Annotated in this window: 11 protein-coding genes; 6 read left to right on the forward strand and 5 right to left on the reverse strand. The window is 63.2% G+C overall.

All coding sequences use genetic code 11. The features are described from left to right. Window positions 1–557: 557 nt before the first annotated feature. The 5 genes from C2862_RS25855 to C2862_RS23435 all read right to left on the reverse strand — a co-directional run bounded on the left by C2862_RS25855 (window position 558) and on the right by C2862_RS23435 (window position 7,008). Window positions 558–764 (reverse strand): hypothetical protein, encoded by a 207-nt coding sequence (locus tag C2862_RS25855; protein ID WP_229467576.1) that lies wholly within the window; start codon window positions 762–764, stop codon window positions 558–560. 39 nt (window positions 765–803) lie between these two features. After that, window positions 804–4,040 carry a CusA/CzcA family heavy metal efflux RND transporter gene (locus C2862_RS23420; protein ID WP_136223215.1) on the reverse strand — a complete coding sequence of 1,079 codons (3,237 nt, stop codon included), beginning with the start codon at window positions 4,038–4,040 and terminating at the stop codon, window positions 804–806. Between the two features lies 1 nt (window position 4,041). Then, window positions 4,042–5,217, reverse strand: a complete 1,176-nt coding sequence (locus C2862_RS23425) for an efflux RND transporter periplasmic adaptor subunit (protein ID WP_136223217.1) — start codon at window positions 5,215–5,217, stop codon at window positions 4,042–4,044. Next, window positions 5,214–6,533: a TolC family protein gene (locus tag C2862_RS23430; RefSeq protein WP_136223218.1), complete on the reverse strand. Its 1,320-nt coding sequence runs from the start codon at window positions 6,531–6,533 to the stop codon at window positions 5,214–5,216. The genes C2862_RS23425 and C2862_RS23430 overlap by 4 nt, the downstream gene beginning before the upstream one ends. Window positions 6,534–6,624: 91 nt before the next feature. Next, a complete protein-coding gene (locus tag C2862_RS23435; protein WP_136223219.1) occupies window positions 6,625–7,008 on the reverse strand; it encodes a hypothetical protein in 384 nt (127 codons plus the stop codon). Between the two features lie 1,327 nt (window positions 7,009–8,335). Here C2862_RS23435 and C2862_RS23440 point away from each other — a divergent pair. The 6 genes from C2862_RS23440 (at window position 8,336) to C2862_RS23465 (ending at window position 16,936) form a co-directional block, all read left to right on the forward strand. Then, the gene (locus tag C2862_RS23440) at window positions 8,336–11,044 is read left to right on the forward strand and encodes a TonB-dependent receptor (RefSeq protein ID WP_136223220.1); all 2,709 of its coding nucleotides are present in this window, start codon (window positions 8,336–8,338) and stop codon (window positions 11,042–11,044) included. A gap of 87 nt (window positions 11,045–11,131) precedes the next feature. Next, window positions 11,132–11,824 carry a PepSY domain-containing protein gene (locus C2862_RS23445; protein ID WP_136223221.1) on the forward strand — a complete coding sequence of 231 codons (693 nt, stop codon included), beginning with the start codon at window positions 11,132–11,134 and terminating at the stop codon, window positions 11,822–11,824. Beyond that, window positions 11,821–13,623: a 2Fe-2S iron-sulfur cluster-binding protein gene (locus tag C2862_RS23450; RefSeq protein WP_136223222.1), complete on the forward strand. Its 1,803-nt coding sequence runs from the start codon at window positions 11,821–11,823 to the stop codon at window positions 13,621–13,623. Before C2862_RS23445 ends, C2862_RS23450 begins: the two co-directional genes overlap by 4 nt. Window positions 13,624–13,829: 206 nt before the next feature. Continuing rightward, entirely contained in the window at window positions 13,830–14,057 is a 228-nt protein-coding gene (locus C2862_RS23455; RefSeq protein WP_136223223.1) for a hypothetical protein, read from the forward strand. Window positions 14,058–14,199: 142 nt separating this feature from the next. Further along, complete coding sequence (locus C2862_RS23460; RefSeq protein WP_136223224.1) at window positions 14,200–15,555, forward strand: IS110 family transposase; 1,356 nt, start codon at window positions 14,200–14,202, stop codon at window positions 15,553–15,555. Window positions 15,556–15,778: 223 nt separating this feature from the next. Then, on the forward strand, window positions 15,779–16,936 hold the full coding sequence (locus C2862_RS23465; RefSeq protein ID WP_136223225.1) for an acyltransferase: 1,158 nt from the start codon (window positions 15,779–15,781) through the stop codon (window positions 16,934–16,936). Window positions 16,937–17,400: the final 464 nt, after the last annotated feature.

The following is a 17,400-nucleotide window of genomic DNA, read 5'->3' on the forward strand; positions in this document are numbered from 1 at the left end:
TCCCAATACTGTTCAGTTATCGACGGTAATGCAGTTCGATGGTCGAATGGACGATCTCTTTGCGCACTGCGAGCGCTCGCGTTTGGCGGTTGCACTGAGGGACCGATTGCGTGGCACCACGGTTACGGCGCATGCATAGGATTGGCGCCTGATTCGCCGCGCATGCACGTCCACAATCCTGGTGTCGCCATCACTCACCTCGGCTCCCACGACCTCGCGGATTTCATCGGCCATCGACGCATCCATCTCACGGTCCAGCACACCTTGCCGGTTTCCTTGATGAGGTTTTTGCCCCAAAGGGCCGCAGGGATGGCGCCCGCAATCCCAATCAGCGGGTCCAGCCTTCCCAGCCGAACATCCAGCCGCCGAAGAGGCAGTGATCGCCGGTGCCGAGATAGCAGCGTCCGCGATTAAATGGATAGGCGGATTTTAGGTTATCCTCTTGATGCCTGTCGTGACCGTTGTCTCCGTGATCGTGCTTATGGACGTGACCATGATCAGGGGCCGCCGCGGTCCATGGGGAATGATCTCAATTTTCCAAGTGCCGAACGCGAAGTTCAGGTTTTTGCAAACTTCGGTGTGGCCGCGTCGGCGAAGGCAGTCAGGCCAATTGCAAGGGCGTGCGAGCGCATGAACCAGCCATCTGCCTGCAGCGCCATCGATTCGACCCACCACCCCGCGGTAATCTCGACCACCTTCATGGCTGCGGTAATCCTCAGCCCCTGTGTGCCGCGATCGGCGGCCTGCCTTGCCGCTTCGAACACCCGACGCTCACCTCGATGAACGAGCGCCGGATTGGTGCTTCAAACGGCCTCGACCAGTGCCGCGCGCGGTTCGTCGGACTGCGTCCTCCGGCGCCGCAGCACCATGCCGGTGATCGCCGGCAGGACAAACAGCGTCAGCACTGTCGAGGTGATCAGGCCACCGATGACAACGGTCGCCAGCGGCTTTTGCACCTCGGCGCCGGTGCCGGTGGCGATCGCCATTGGCACGAAGCCGAGCGAAGCCACCAGGGCCGTCATCAGGACCGGGCGCAGGCGTTCCAGGGCGCCGTCGATCACCGCATCACTTGCCGGCGCGCCGTCGGCCAAGCGCTTGTTGATCGCCGAGATCAGCACCAGGCCGTTCAGGACCGCCACGCCGGAGACGGCGATGAAGCCGACCGCCGCCGAGATCGAGAAGGGCATGCCGCGCAGCAGCAGGGCGAACACGCCGCCCGCCAATGCCAGCGGCACCGCCGTGAGCACGGTTGCCGTCAGCATGGCGTTGCCGATTGCCATGTACAGAGCCGCCGCGATCAGCACGAAGCAGACCGGTACGATGATGGCCAGGCGCTCGGTGGCGGCGCGCAGGTTCTGGAACTGCCCGCCCCACTCGATCCAGGAGCCGGGCGCGAGCCGCACTTCGTTCGCCAGGCGGGCCTGCGCCTCGTCCACATAGCTGCCCAGGTCGCGGCCGACGACGTTGGCCTCCACGTAGATGCGGCGCTTGCCGTTATCGCGGCTGACTTCGTTCAGGCCCTGGGTGAAGCGGAACTGCACCAGCTGGCGCAGCGGCACCGAGGCACGTGAGCCCTCGTTCGCAGCCGGCAGCATCACCGGCAGTGCGCCGAGCGCGTCGAGGTCGTTGCGCAGCGCGGTCGGCAGGCGCACCACGATGTCGAAGCGGCGGTCCCCCTCGAAGATCTGGCCCGCTTCGCGCCCAGCCAGCGCGGTCGACACCGTATCCGCTACCTCTTTCACGCTCAGGCCGTAACGCGCGATCGCGGCGCGGTCGAAGGCGATGTCGAAGGTCGGGAAACCCTCGGTCTGGGCCACGCGCACGTCGGACGCGCCAGGAATGGTGCGCAGCACGGCCGCAATGCGTTTGGCGCTGGCGGCCAGCTGGTCGAGGTCCTCGCCATAGACCTTGACCGCGACGTCGCTGCGTACGCCCCCGATCAGCTCGTTGAAGCGCATCTCGATCGGCTGGGTGACGTCGTAGTTGTTGCCGACGATCGGCGCGGTCTTGGCGCGAATGCGCTCGATTACCTGTTCCTTGGTCGTCACGCCGGCCGGCCATTCGTCCTTCGGCTTGAGAATGACGTAGTTGTCCGAGGCGTTGGGCGGCATCGGGTCGGCCGCCAGGCTGGCGGTACCGGCCTTCGAGTAGACCGTTTTCACTTCGGGCAGGCTGAGGATGGCGCGTTCGATCGGCAGGTCGAGTTCCGCCGACTGCTCGATCGAGGTCGAGGGGATGCGCACCGACGACAGGTTCAGGTTCTGCTCGTCCAGGGTCGGCATGAACTCGCGGCCGACGAAGCTGAACGCGATCGCGGCCAGCACCAGCACGCCCAGTCCGGCGCCGACAAAAGGCAGCGGACGGGCGACGGCGCGCCGCAGCCACGGCTCGTATCGGGTCTTGCTTGCGGCGACGATGCGTACTTCCTTCTCCGAGACCCTTCCCGTCATCAAAACCGCGATCATGGCCGGCACGAAGGTCAGCGACAGCACGAAGGCCGAGGCCAGCGCCAGCATCAGGGTAATGACCATCGGCGAGAACATCTTGCCTTCCACGCCCTGGAAAGTCAGGCAGGGCAGGAACACGAGGAAGATCACCAGCTGGCCGTAGATGGTCGGGCGCAGCATCTCGCGCGACGAGGCCACGACTTCTTCCAGGCGCTCTTTCAGCAGTAACAGGCGCCCTTCGCGATGCTGGCGTTCGGCCAGGCGGCGCAGCGTATTTTCGACAATGATGACGGCGCCGTCGATGATCAGGCCGAAGTCGAGCGCCCCCAGGCTCATCAGGTTGCCGGAAATGCCGAGCGAATTCATGCCGATCGCGCTCATCAGGAGCGACAGCGGAATGACGAGCGCGGCGATCAGGGCGGCGCGCCAGTTGCCCAGCAGGGCGAACAGGATCACGATCACCAGCAGCGCGCCCTCGGCCAGGTTTTTCGCCACCGTCGAGATGGTGGCCACCACCAGCTGCGAGCGGTCCAGGGTCGGCACGATGCGGATGCCTTCGGGCAGGGTAGTCGAGATGGCCTTCAGCTTTTCGCCGACCGCGTGGGCGACCGTGCGGCTGTTGGCGCCCACCAGCATCAGGGCGCTGCCGACGACGGCTTCGGAACCGTCGCGGCTGGCCGCGCCGCTGCGCAATTCTCCGCCGATGGCGACGTTCGCCACCTGGCCCACGGTGATGGCGACGCCGTCGCGTGTGGCGACCACGGCGCGGGCGATCTCGTCCAGGCTGCGGATGCGGCCGTCGGCGCGCACCAGGTAGGACTCGCCAGAGCGGCGGATGTAGTTGGCGCCAACGGAAACGTTGGCTTCTTCCAACGCGCGGCCCAGTTCGGAAACCGAAATGCCGTAGGACGCGAGGCGCGACGAATCAGGTTCGACCACGTACTGCTTGATATAGCCGCCCAGCGAGTCGACGTCGGCCAGTCCTGGTGTGGTGCGCAGTTGCGGACGAATGATCCAGTCCTGCACGGTGCGCAGGTAGGCCAGTTGCGCCACGCGTTCGCCGAGGCGCTCGCCGCTATCGGTCAGGAAGCTGCCATCGGGCTGCCAGCCCGGCTTGCCCTCGGCGCGCGGCGCACCCTTGCCGCCGGGGTGGGCGAATTCGACGCTGTAGTGGAAGACTTCGCCGAGACCGGTCGAGACCGGCCCCATCTGCGGCACCGCCCCGTCCGGCAAATCGGGCTGGGCCCGCGCCAGGCGTTCCGATACCTGCTGGCGCATGAAGTAGAGGTCGGCGCTCTCCTTGAAGACGGCCGTGACTTGCGAAAAACCGTTGCGCGAGAACGAGCGCACGTTTTCCACGCCGTTCAGGCCCGACAGGGCCGTCTCGATGGGGAAGGTAACGCGCTTTTCGATCTCGACCGGGCTCAGGGTCGGCACCACGGTATTGATCTGTACCTGCTTGTTGGTGATGTCGGGCGTAACGTCGATCGGCAGCAGGTTCAGCTGCCAGGCGCCGGCCAACGCCACCACCAGCGTCAGGAACAGGATCAACCAGCGCGAGCGGACCGATCCGGTGAGGATGGAATCGATCATGTTATTCCTCTTCGCTCTTGATCATGTCCGCCTTGACCAGGAAGGCGTTGCGCGTGGCGACCTGGGCGCCGGGCTGCACGCCCGAAACAATCTGCGCCATGCCGCGGCTGCGTTTGCCCACCAGGACCGGCTGGGCACGGAAGCCGGCTTGGGTGCGTACGAACAGGACGTCGCGGCCTTCGATGTTCTGCACCGCATCTTCCGGCACCGTCATGCCGGCGCCGTTTTCCTTCACATGCAGGCGCACCTGCACGCCTTCGCCGACAACCAGACGCTTGGTTCCAGCGAGCGGCTCGAGTATGACGGTCGCGGCGCGCGTACTGCCGCCGACCGTCGGCGTCACCGACCGCACTTTCGCTGCGATCGACACATCGCCGGCCAGGATGCTGGCCGTGTCGCCGGGAGCGATGCGGCCGATGTCGGATGCCGGGACCGGGGCCTCGACCTCGACCGGGCCATTGCCTGCCACGCGGAAGAGTTCCGTCTGTGGCTGGACGAAGCCGCCCAGGGTCACGGACTCGGCCGTGATCTTGCCGGCGATCGGACTGCGTACCGCCACCGAGCGGCCATCGGCCGAGACCTGCGCCGCGCGCGCGACGGCGTTGGCGCGCTGCGCTTCGCTCTCGGCGACCGCCAGGGCCGACTGCGCGGCTTCGAGTTCCTGGCGCGGCGTCACACCCTGCTGGAACAGCGAGGCTTCGCGCGCGTAGGCTTTGCTTGCCAGCTCGGCGCGGGCCGCGGCCACTTTCCGGTCAGCGGCCATGGTGGCCGCTTCCTGGCTTTCGACCTGGGCCAGCACGTCGCCGGCACGCACCGTGTCGCCCAGCCGGCGCAGCACGCGCGTCACGTTGCCCGAGGCGCGGGCGACGATCAGGGCCTCGCTGTTGGGCAGCGCCGACACGGTGCCGGTGGTCAGGATTTCAGCGTCCAGGCCGCCGCTGGCGACCGGTTCGACGGCGATGTTGGCGACCTTCAGGTACTCGGCCGGAATCGTGATCTCGGCCATGCCGGTACCGGCTGCGGCGGGTGCCGGCCTGGCTGGCTGCGCCACCGGGGCCGCGACGGGACTGTTGCGTGCCGAAGTCCAGTGGGCGGCGCCGAAGCCGAGCGCCGCGGCGACCGCCGCGAGGCCGGCCGCGAGCGGCCAGTTCATGTGACGGATGGATTTGTCGGTCATGGTGCTTCTCCAAATACGAGTCGGCCTTCGGCCAGGGATAGGGCGGCCAGGGCGCGTACGCGGGCCAGGCGGGTGTCGATGGTGAGCGCCTGCGCGTCGGACAGGGCGCGGCGGATGGACAGCAGTTCAAGAAGCGGCGTCTTGCCGGCTTCGTAGCCGATACGCCCGAGCCGGTAGGCTTCGAGGGCGGCCGTTTCGCCTTCCTCGGCAGCCTGCAGGCGTTGTTCGGACGCGGTAGCCTGGGCTAGCGCCGCGCGGTGCGATGCCACGGCGTCGAGGCGGGCCGCTTCGACCCGCAGGGCGGCGCCGTTGGCGCGCTCGCGGGCGGCGTCGACGCCGCTGCGGTTACGGTCGAACAGCGGGATGCTGGCCGTTACCCCGACCGTGGCGGCCCGCTCGCTGCTCCAGGCAAACCTGCGCACGCCGAGGGACACGCCGATGTCGGGAATGGCGCGCTTTTGCTCGACCCGCACCTGGGCGGCAAGGGCGTCGCGTTCGGCGGCGGCTGCTGCCAGCGTCGGCGACTGCTCGGGCGTCCAGGCCGCCGCCGTGGCTGCTGCGGTGCCTGATGCCGTGCCCGCTGCCGCGACCCTGGCCATGAACGGATGGTCGATGCGCGTGAACGGTTCGGGCGAACCGACCAGTGCGGCGAGGCGCGCCAGGGCTTCGGTCGCGTCGGCGGCCGCCGACTGCTGCGCAGCGCGGGCGGCGGCCGCGCTGGCGCGGGCCTGGGCCAGCCGCAATTCGGCTTCGCGGCCGGCTTTTACCAAGGCCTGCGCGGCCCGCAAGTCGTCGCCGGCACGCTCGAGGGCGGCTTTGGCGACGGCCTGGCGGTCCTGCATGGCCTCGGCAGTGGCATAGGCGAGCGCCAGTTCGGTGGCGAAGGTCAGGCGGGCCTGGCGTTCACGCGTGCCGGTCGCGACGGCCTTGTGCTGCTCGGCTTCGATCCGGGCAGCGCGCTTGCCGCCGAGTTCGAATACCTGGGTCAGGGCGTAGGTGTCCTGGCGCTGGCTGACGCCGCCGGTCTCGGGGGCGTGCAGGTTTTCGAAGGTGGCGTCGAGCGTCGGATTGCGCCAGGCGCCGGCCTGGCGCACGTCGGCCTGGGCCGCGCGCACGTTGGCCGCCTGTTCCAGCAGCTGGGGCGCGCTGCCCTGGGCCCGCGCGAGGAGGGCGCTGAACGAAGGGGTTTCGGCATGTGCGAGCGAGATGGCACTGCCGAACAGTGCGGCGATGACCGCACCGCGGACGGAGAGCGTGCTGGATGCCGCGTGCCGGCCGCGCGACCTTGCACGCGACCTTGATGATGATATTTGCATGTAAAGCCTCTGCAGATTGAACAGGATTCAAACCAGCGGGCCACACGCGCATCGGGTGTGCGCGTGTTGTCGATGCGACGGCGCCCGCGCCTCAGGCGCGGGCGCGGGGAGGCGGGAGAGGCGGAAGCGTGCTGCGGTCGGAGAACGTTTCCGGCAACGGTATGGGAGCGAGACGGGGAAGGGCAATGGCAGACAACACCGGCGCCGCCGGCAACAGTAAGGCCGCGCCGCAACCGTGCTCGTAGTCGTTCAAGTGCTGGACCGATTTTTCGGATTGATCGACATGCGCGTCACCGTCGTCATGGGCTTCGTGGTGATGCAAGACGTGGGCCTCGTGCTCTGCCAAGTGCTTACCAACCTGCTCGAAACCGCCGGCGGCCTGGCTCGACATCACATGCGTGAGCGTGCGTTCAGCCGCGGCAATCGCTTGCCAGGGAAGTACGATCAGCAGGATGAGGAGCAACGCCTTCTTCATGAGGTCGGCCGGTCGGGGCGTGGGTTCCGATAAGGGAGCAAAGGGTGCTGATTATAGACGGTGCTTCTAGGCACGTGTCAATCGGATGTCTGTTTGTATGCAGCAGTGCGTGGAGGCGCCGAGGCTGTTTTTGTTGCGAATTAATTTTGGCAGAGATCAAAACTAAAGCCGTCACGATTAGCACTCAATCTCTTCGAAGACAAAAGGTGGAAAGGCATTTCCCGACTGGCAATTGCTCGTCGTGGCATTCCCTTATCAACCATGTGCACTTTTGACGTTGGGCATGCTACATTGACCATATGCGCAGCAGGCTACGATCATTTCTCTTGTGCCTACTTATCGTCTCCCTACCAATCCAAAGCATTGCGGGAGTGGCGAGGCTTGCGTGCGGCATGATCCATCATCTATCCTCGGTTGATTCCAGGGTGCATGGCATGACAACGCCGGTCATGATGACCGACGGGACCATGCATGACAGTGGACATGAGCATTCAGACTCCATGGCGCAAAGCGCGTTGCCAGGTGAGGACTGCGAGGCCAGCGTCACCGACACTGACGGACGCTCGAGTTGCGGCACCTGTTCAGGCTGCTCCATCGGCGCCTACGCGCCGCCGCCGGTCATGGTTTTAACCGCCGGTGAAGAACCCGCAAACCAGCTCCGGCAATCTTCCTCATCTCCTTTTACCGGGCACATTCCAGCCCGGATCGAGCGGCCTCCCCGCACTAGCACGCCAATCGCGGCGTAACAGATCTTCGCGGCTGATACCGGCGACTCCTTCCTGACTTTGTTGCTCGGCAGCGTACTTGCGCTCGCACGCGCGGCGCCGGCTATTCCTGAAGGCGCCAGTTGCACGGTCCGGGCCGACTGCAGCGGCCGTGCGTCGGCGGCGTCCGTGACAGGGCTACTTGCACACGTCCGGGCTACCTGAACCTTAACGAGCACCAGGTCGTGCGAAGCATTTGCGCCAGAATTTTCGATTCTGATCGGAGGGCTCCAAGGCACATCGAGACTTGAGCCATGAAGCGTGAGCAGTTGGTACCGCCGATTTCTGCAAGGGCTGGGAGCATCGAACGGTTGCTCTTGTAACTCCGCAGAAGAGCGCAGACGCAATATGCGTCGGCCTTTTTGCGCTCAGAAGAATTAAGTATGGCCAATTATCCACAAAACAAAGTTTTATTGCTAAGGGGTGAAAATTTCGATAGAGTAAAAAAAGACTGAACCTGTATAGACATGTTGGTCTGTCTCGGATCCCATGCGTCGCCACTGCCAATCAATACCGGCAGCTTGGCCTAGTAGCTTTCACAAAAAAGAAAACCCGGAGGGTAAATGGCTCACAAGTACGTCCCAAGAACAACGGCCGCGCTCGCATTAATGGTTCTGCAACAGAGCGCATACGCACAACAGCCCGCCACTGGCGATGCTGCCGAAGCGGCAGGCATGCAGCGCGTACAAATTACGGGGAGCCGAATCAACCTTCGGCAGGAACAGGTATCCGGGGTTGGCCCAGTTACCGTGATCGATGCCGACACCATCCAGCGCTCCGGAGCGATTTCGATCGAAACGCTGCTGCAGCGCCTGCCTTCGTCTGCCGGTACGGCGGGCAGCCAGACCAGTGCGTATTGGACCAGCAACGGCTACGGGACCACGCAAGTGAACTTGCGTGGTCTCGGCATCGATCGCACCCTGGTGCTGCTGAACGGACGCCGGGTCGTCTCGGGTGGCACGGGGGCGAACAGCTCTGTCGACCTGAACATGATTCCGGTCGCGATGATCGAGCGGATCGAAGTGCTGAAGGATGGCGCCTCGGCGATCTACGGCGCCGATGCCGTTGCCGGCGTCGTCAACATCATCACGAAGAAAGCCATCGACGGTGTTGAAGCATCGGTGCGCTATGGGAAGACCGAACGTGGTGACGGCGCCGAAAAGTCGGCGGACATCGTCTGGGGAACGAAAAGCGAGCGTGGCTCGCTGATGGCCTCCCTGAATTATTCCGAAAGCGAGGCGGTCAACCTGGCTTCGCGTGCACCTTGCGCCCTGTTCGAGGATGACGGCGAACTGGTGTGTTCCGGCAGCTCGTCGACGATCGGAGGCCGCGCGCGGCTGGCAAATGGCCGCAGGGTCAACTTCAACCAGGATCCGAACGGGGACCCGCGCGGCTTCGAGACCTACAGCGCAGCCAAGCATGCCTACAACAGCAATCCGTTCCTGAACGCAGTCAATCCGATCAAGCGTGTCGGTGTGAGCGCCTTCGGCAACATGCACCTGACCGATAAGGTAGACCTGTTCACCGAACTCATGTTCACGAACCGCCAGTCGGAGCAGCTTGCCACCCCTGGCGCCATCGGGGTTTACCGCCCGATCGAAATCGCCGCGAACCATCCTACCAATCCGACCGGCCAGAACCTGACGCTGGAGCGGCGCCGGGTGGCGGAAGTCGGGCCGCGTTACTTCTTCCAGGAGACCAATACCTTCCGTATCGTCGCCGGCTTGAAGGGGGAACTTGCTCCGAAATGGGACTGGTCGGCGTCCGTCAACTGGGGGCGCAACACCGGCGTTGACGGGATGACGAACATCATCAACCTCGATCGTGTCGATGCGACGCTCAATACCGCTACCTGCGGCACCAGCCCGTCCGCGGCTCCTTGCGGCAACTATCTCGGCTACGGGAACCTCAGCCCTGCGGTCCTCGAGTACATCCATTTCACGACCCGCGATCATGGCGGCAACGACCAGAAGAGCTTCAACGCAAGCATCAGCGGCGAGGTGTTTTCCCTGCCAGCCGGGCCCGTCGGCTTCGCTTCCGGCTTCGAATACCGCCGCGAGAAAGGATGGCGCGACCCGGATAGCCTGATCGTATCGGGAGCCGCCAATACCAACGCCCAGGATCCGATTGCGGGCGAATACAGTGCGCGCGAGGTCTTCGCGGAGTTGTCCGTACCCTTGCTAGCCAAGCTGCCCCTGGTCGACTCCCTGACGATGAATGCCGCGGCCCGCTACTCCGACTACAGCCTGTTCGGGTCGCAGGCCACGTACAAGGTGGGTCTCGACTGGCAGGTAATTCCGTCGCTGAAGGTGCGTGCCAACCGTTCGACGGCCTTCCGCGTGCCGAACGTGCCGGAACTGTTCGGCGGTGTCTCCGAGGGCAACCTGACCACGACCGACCCATGCAACAACTGGAACACGCTCGATCCGAACTCCACGGTCTACAAGAACTGCCAGGGATCCGGCTTGCCTGCCGGCTTCAGGCAGTTCGGGCCGTCGATCCTGACGACCGGGGGCGGCAACCAGAACCTGAAGCCCGAGGAGGCCGATACGTTCACGATCGGCGCCGTATGGACGCCGTCGAAAGCGCTGACGCTGACGCTCGACTACTTCAACATCAAGATCGATAACGCCATCGAGACCGTTCCTGGCTCGACCAAGCTGGCGGTCTGCTACAACTCGCCTGGGCTGGCGCACATCTTCTGCGGTCCATCGAGTTTCACGCGTGATCCGCGCACCGGGGAAATCAACTTCCTGTCCTCGCAACCCGAGAACGCTGCGCAGCAGCGCGTGGCCGGGCTCGACCTCGGGGCGATCGTCGACTTCAACCTGGCGGGATGGACATCGTCGTTCACTGCGGATGTTTCCCGGCTTAACCAGTTCGACGTGACGCCATTCCCTGGCGGTGAAGTCATCGAGTACGCCGGCAAGATTACGGGCGGGCGCGGCAGCTATGCAAAATGGCGCTCAACCGCGTCGCTGACCTCGTCCAAAGGTCCGTGGTCCGGTTCCTATACCGTCCAGTACATTGGCAGCGCCGCCGACATCAATGCCGCCCCTACCGATATCGGCGCGCGCGCACCCGGCATCGTCTACCACAACGCCAGTATGAAGTATGCGTTCAACAAGGCAATGACGGTATCGCTGGGCATCGATAACCTGTTCGACAAGCGTGCGCCCTACATCCAGAGCTGGACAGACGGCAATACCGACACGATGACCTACGACCTGCTCGGCCGCCGCTGGCACGTTCGCCTCGGCTACAAGTTCTAAGGTCTTCATGGTGCCTTGCGGCCGCTGTGCGTTTATCATGCGCAGCGGCCGTTCCGCGGCCGGTAACTCAACTTATTCACAACAACTATGCAATCAGCTTTCTGGGTGCGGCGCGCCCACAAATGGATCGGGCTTGTCGTCGGGGTGCAGGCGCTGCTCTGGATGATCAGTGGTCTCTACATGGTGGTGGTTCCTCTCGAAGTCATCCACGGCGACCATCTGGCGCATGTGGCCACTGAGCCCCTCAGCCGCGCCGGCACGCGCATTGCGCAGGAACGCCTGCAACAACTGTATCCGGGCATGACCGCTGTGCGCATTAAAAGCCTGCTGGGCAAGGAGGCATATGAAATCAAGCAGGGCAAGCAGGTCACCCTGGTAGACGCGGCAAGCGGCCGGCAAATCAGTCCGCTGGGGCGGGAGGACATCGTTGCGCTCGCCGATGCAGCCTATGTGGGCGAAGGCAGCATCCGCGGCGTGGAATGGGTGACGAAGGCGCCTTCGGAAGTCGGCGCGCGGCCGGTGCCGCTGTGGGCCGTCCACTACGATGAGCCAGGCAAGACGACGCTGTATTTTTCGCCGTTCAGTGGCGACCTGGTGGCGCGGCGCCATGAACTCTGGCGGTGGTTCGATTTCCTGTGGATGTTCCACATCATGGATTATGAAGAGCGCGAAAACGTGAACAACACACTCTTGCGTGCGGCCTCGATTTCCGGCCTGGCGTTCGCGCTGAGCGGCGCGTGGTTGCTCTTCTATAGTTTCAGCCGGAGGAAGCAGGCATGAGCCATTGGATGCGGCGTCTCCATAAATGGGTCGGGCTGGTCATCGCGATTCAGTTCGTGTTGTGGATGTCCAGCGGCGTCATCATGAGCCTGCTCGACGCAACTAAGGTGCAGGGACGCGAGTTCCGCGTCAAGCCGGCCCCACCGTTGGCCTGGCCCAGTAATGTACTCAGCGTCGACGCGCTCCTTGCCGCGACCACCGAAAACATCATGTCGATCACGTCAGGATGGGTGCTCGACCGTCCTGTGTACCGTCTGCAAAACGACAAGCGTAGCTGGCTGGTCGATGCACGCTCAGGCCATGGCTTGCCAGTCGATGCGCAGCTCGCGCAGCAGATCGCCCGTGCTTCGTATTCCGGGCCCGGCAGCGCTGGGACGCCGCGCCTGCTGGACTTTACGCTCGAGGCGCGTGCGCACAAGGAACCCGTCTGGCGCGTCGACTTCAACGACCCGGAGGAGACCTCGGTCTATGTGTCGAGCCGTTCAGGGACCGTACTTGAGCACAGGAACAGCACCTGGCGGCTGTTCGACTTCTTCTGGATGCTCCACATCATGGACTACAGCGAGCGGACCAACTTCAACAATCCCTTGCTGGTGTCGAGCGCCATTGGTGGACTATGGATGGCCTTGACCGGCGTCTGGCTGCTGTTCGCCAGCGTTCGTCTCGCGGAGTTCGTGCCGGCCCGTTGGCGCCGCCGCAGCACGGTCAGCCTGATGGACGAGCAAGGCGGCAAGCTGCGCGCGGTAGAGGCGGTGCAGGGTGACACCGTGTTCCAGTCGCTTGCGCGGGCCGGCTTGCAGCTGCCATCGAACTGTGGAGGAGGGCAGAGCTGTGGACTGTGCGCGGTACGCTGTGTCGGCAAGGCGCCGGAACCAACGGGCGCAGACCGCGCGTTGCTGTCGCCGCAGAAGCTCGCAGCGGGCTACAGGCTCGCATGCAACCTGAAGGTCAAGCGTCATGTCGAGATCGACATTGGCGACGTGCTGGTGGCGTCTGCGGAGCAGGCTGGTGTGGTGGCAAGCGTGACGCCGGTGGCGCCCTTCCTGCGCGAGGTTACGATACGCCCGCAAAGCCCCGTGGAATGCCGTCCCGGCGCTTACGTTCAGATGCATGTGCCGGCATTTGTCCGCAACGGCGATGACCTGGCCATTCCGGCGGATCATCACGCCGACTGGCACGCGATCGGCATGCCGGCCGAGCTGGCCAACGATGCACCGGTACGGCGCTCGTATTCGGTATCGGTTCCGGTAGAGCGCTGCGACGGGAACCTGAGCTTCCTCGTCCGGTTTGTGCCCGGTTCGAAGCCCGGCCGCGGCTCGGGCTACATGTACACGCTCAAGCCAGGCGATGAGGTGCGCTTCAGCGGGCCGTATGGCGACTTCGCCCTGAAACCAGGGACGCGGGAAAAGGTCTTCATCGGCGGCGGCGCCGGCATGGCGCCGCTGCGCGCAATGATCCACGACCTGCTGGCCAAGGGCGCCACCGAGCCGCTGCACTTCTGGTACGGGGCGCGCAGCCGTCGCGATGCGCCTTATGTGGCCGAGATGCGCGAGTTCGCCGAGAACTATCCGAACTTCCACTGGCACCTGGTGCTGTCGGAGGAAGCAGGCGCCGCCGATGTGCAGACCGGATTCGTCCATGATGCAGTGCTGGAGGGCTTGCTGCGCACACATCCGAATATAGCCTCGCTCGAGTTTTATGTTTGCGGTCCTCCAGCGATGCTATCGGCGACTCGGGAGATGTTACGTGGTCTCGGCGTTGACGATGCCAGGGTAGCGTACGACGATTTCAAGATCTGAAGGGCGGAAACCGTATTTGACTTAGGGATAAGGGCAATAACCGTTATTGAATCGCCACGTCATTTGTAGACACTCCTGAGCCAGAATATCGGGCGCGAGGAGAAGGTACGAGCGGCAAGCGGTACACAGAGGAATTCAAGATTGTAGCCGTCAAATAGGTAGCCCAGCGTGGGCACCCAGCGAGCGAAGTAGCGGAGCGGCTTGAGGTGAGCATCTATAGCCTGTACGCCTTGATGAACCGCTATGGCGTTCCCGAGGCGGAGCGCAAGGCTGTCGATACCCAGTCTGACGAGATGCAGCGCCAGAAGGCCGAGCTCAAGCGCGCCAGGGAGGAGCGTGACATCTTGAAAAACCGCCCCACACGGTTGCCCGTGGCCCTCATGAATAGAAACTCCAAGCGGGTACACTGCATGCACGCAGGACTGTGGCCGTAAGCTTCTTGGAGGCTTGACCCCGTCAAAAAACCTGGCCCAGGGGAAGCTGCGGACTCATCTGTGGCGGCGCTGTCGAGCGACCCCGTTTAGGAAGTTGATCAAATCCGAGTCCCCGTCCTGCACCTGAATCAGGAGGTGGACCATGCCGAAATCCAGATCAACATCGAAGCCCGCCGGGTTGCCGATCATTCATCCCTTCGCCGCCGGTATCGATATCGGCTCGCGCTTCCACGTTGCCGCCGTCAGTCCGGATCTCTGCGACGAGCCGGTGCAGACGTTCCAGGCCTTCACCAGTGATCTGGAACGCATGGCCGATTGGCTGGTCGCTACCGGTACAAAAACCGTGGTGATGGAGTCGACCGGCGTCTACTGGGTCGCCGCTTTCGAGGTCCTCGAATCGCGCGGCCTCGAGGTCATTCTGGCCAATGCCCGCGAAGCGCGCGCGGTCCCGGGCAGGAAGAGCGACGTCAACGACGCACAATGGCTGCAGCGACTGCATGCGTGTGGGCTGCTACGCGCCAGTTTTCGTCCTGGCCGAGATATTGCCGAGCTGAGAGCCTACCTGCGTGCACGCGAGCGGCATAGCGATTACGCCGCAGCGCATATCCAGCACATGCAGAAGGCGCTGACTTTCATGAACATCCAGCTACATCATGTGATTTCAACTATTACCGGTGTAACGGGAATGCGGATCATCCGCGCTATTGTCGCCGGCGAACGCGACCCGGAAAGATTGGCTGCCATGCGTGATGTCCGCTGCAAGGAAAGCAGCGAGACGATCCGCGCTGCGCTCGTGGGCAATTACCAGCCGGAGCACCTGTTCGCATTGAAGCAGGCCCTCTCACTTTACGATTTCTATCAGCAATGCATCGACGAATGCGATGTCGAGATTGAGCGCACAGTTGCAGGGCTGAATATCGACAGGCCCGTACCAGAGGGACCTTTGCCCAAGGCTAAACACCGAAGCAAGATGCCGAGCGACCCCAACTTTGACGTGCGCTCGGCCATGTACCAGCTCGCCGGCACCGACCTGACTCAGATCCACGGCATCGGGCCATTCCTGGCGCTGCGCCTGATCGGCGAATGCGGTACGGATCTCAGCCGCTGGCGCACCGCCAAGCATTTCACCTCGTGGCTTACGCTGTCGCCAGGTTGCAAGATCAGCGGCGGTAAGGTGCTGTCGTCACACACCCGAAAGACCAGCAGTCGGATCACCGTCGCACTTCGGCTTGCCGCAGTCACCGTCGGCCGCAGCAATACGGCACTTGGCGCGTTCTACCGACGGCTCGCCGGCCGCATTGGCAATGCCAAGGCCCTGACCGCAACAGCACGCAAGATTGCGGTCCTGTTCTACAACGCGATGCGATACGGCATGGATTACCGCGACCCCGGGGCGGACCACTACGAACAACAATATCGTGACCGGGTCATCAAGCAACTGCATCGGCGCGCTGCACAATTTGGCTACGCGCTGCAACCACAGGAGGTCCCAGCCTGAAAGTGAGTTTCTTAGGAAGGCCGCGGTGTACTTAGCCAAGACGTCCGGGTAAGATCCAGCCGGATCGCACTTGCGCCGCGATCGGCACACAGCAATTTGAAGAGACACATCGGCAAGTATGCATGGTTCTGTCTCCTTGTCCGGCATGCTTGTTCGCTATCAGACGGGTAGGTTTGGGTTGCCCTACGATTGGTGAATCTAGACCTTTGGAAGAGCACCAAACATGCCTAAGATAACATTGCTCCAACGCTCGAACCTGTCCGAAGACCAGTGGCATTCCATGCTCATAGCACAGCTACGGGGACTGGCGGCCTTGGTCGTCGCAGCAGCGCACTTGCGTGCCCAGGTCTATCCCGGTTTCGGCACCGTCCAGAACCCTTCGCTTGCTTTCCAGGGGCTCGCCTTCGCCACCGGGTTTGCCTATCTGGCCGTGATCGTATTTTTCGTGCTCAGCGGCTGGCTGGTGGGAGGCAGCTTGCTCAATCGCCTTGACACTCACCAGGCCATTGCAAATTACGCGATCGACCGGGCGACGAGATTATGGATCGTGCTGATACCGACTTTTGGCGCAATGCTGCTGTTCGGTCTTGCGACGGCGGCGCTCGATCCCACCCGTTTGTCGTTCGGCCCTGACAACGCTTATTCGGCGGCTGCCTTCTTTGGGAACCTCGTCGGACTGCAAAATATTCTCGTGCCTGAGTTCGGCGGGAATTTCCCGCTGTGGAGCCTGGCGAATGAGACCTGGTATTACGTGCTGTTCCCGCTACTCGCCATGCTTCTTCGTACCCGGTCCGCCCTGCAGGGAGCGCTGATCCTGATGGCGCTCGCGGCTATCGTTCACTTCCTCGACAGCGCAATCCTTCTATACTTTTCGATCTGGCTGTTAGGGGCAGCGTTCTCGCGCGTGCGAATCGAGTGCGGCGCATTCCTGCGCTGGTCCTTATTCCTCGCTTTCGTGGCTACGGCAGTCGGTATCCGCATGAAAGGCAAGAACAACATCACGGTGGACAGTTTTGTCCAGTATCTGCTTTTCAGCGTGATCTTCGTACTTTTCCTGTCCAGCATGCAGTACAAGCGTCAGCGTACCCGCTCGATTGAATTGGCGAGCCGGATCGGGCGTTTCTTCTCAGACTTCTCGTTCACGCTGTATGTCCTACATATCCCGCTGATGGCAGTGTTCCTGCATGTTGGCATGCCACCCCTCGGCAACGGGCGACTGGACCCGAATCGGCCAATGCATTTGCTCGTGTATCTGCTCCTGTATCTTGGACTCGTCGTCGGTGCATATCTGTTCCACATGCCCTTCGAAGCCCAGACTTATCGTGTCAGGGAGTGGCTTAAGACCATGTGGTTTGCCCGCAGCCGACCGGCGAGGGCGTGACCGAGGGAAGACGCCGTGGCCAATATGGCAGTCATCGGCACCTGACCGTATTGGATGTCGTTGCGGCCGAGCGGGCATTGCGTTTCGGCGAGCGCGCCTATGCCCGCGATTGGCAACCGCGGCAAGGCCGGCGCCTGGCTTTCGACATCTACCCAAGCGGACACCAACATCTGTGGAGATAGGCCCAGTACGAAGTGGGGATCTCAGCATTCTTGCCGACGCGCTGGTCGAATTGTCGCCCAGTGCCTTGAATCACCGTATCGTGCGGCAATGCCATTTTCATATGTGCTAAATTCGCCGTATGAGTAAGAGTCTGCGACATTTCGTTCTATGGCTGTTGATGGCCTGGCTACCTGTCCAAGGTATGGCAGCCGCCGTCATGCCGCCGTGCGCCATGGCGCACCGTGGAATGTCCAGTGTTTCAGTAAATGGTTCCCAGCCATGCGATGAGTCAGCGATGGCAA

The organism is Massilia sp. Mn16-1_5 (genome assembly GCF_004798585.1).
Lineage (GTDB): Bacteria > Pseudomonadota > Gammaproteobacteria > Burkholderiales > Burkholderiaceae_D > Telluria.

Bases quoted from the DNA above. Each gene is read 5' to 3' on its own strand.
- C2862_RS23420 (WP_136223215.1), bottom strand. From the start codon at position 4,040: ATGATCGATTCCATCCTCACCGGATCGGTCCGCTCGCGCTGGTTGATC.
- C2862_RS23425 (WP_136223217.1), bottom strand. From the start codon at position 5,217: ATGACCGACAAATCCATCCGTCACATGAACTGGCCGCTCGCGGCCGGC.
- C2862_RS23430 (WP_136223218.1), bottom strand. From the start codon at position 6,533: ATGCAAATATCATCATCAAGGTCGCGTGCAAGGTCGCGCGGCCGGCAC.
- C2862_RS23440 (WP_136223220.1), top strand. From the start codon at position 8,336: ATGGCTCACAAGTACGTCCCAAGAACAACGGCCGCGCTCGCATTAATG.
- C2862_RS23435 (WP_136223219.1), bottom strand. From the start codon at position 7,008: ATGAAGAAGGCGTTGCTCCTCATCCTGCTGATCGTACTTCCCTGGCAA.
- C2862_RS23445 (WP_136223221.1), top strand. From the start codon at position 11,132: ATGCAATCAGCTTTCTGGGTGCGGCGCGCCCACAAATGGATCGGGCTT.
- C2862_RS23460 (WP_136223224.1), top strand. From the start codon at position 14,200: ATGCCGAAATCCAGATCAACATCGAAGCCCGCCGGGTTGCCGATCATT.
- C2862_RS23450 (WP_136223222.1), top strand. From the start codon at position 11,821: ATGAGCCATTGGATGCGGCGTCTCCATAAATGGGTCGGGCTGGTCATC.
- C2862_RS23465 (WP_136223225.1), top strand. From the start codon at position 15,779: ATGCCTAAGATAACATTGCTCCAACGCTCGAACCTGTCCGAAGACCAG.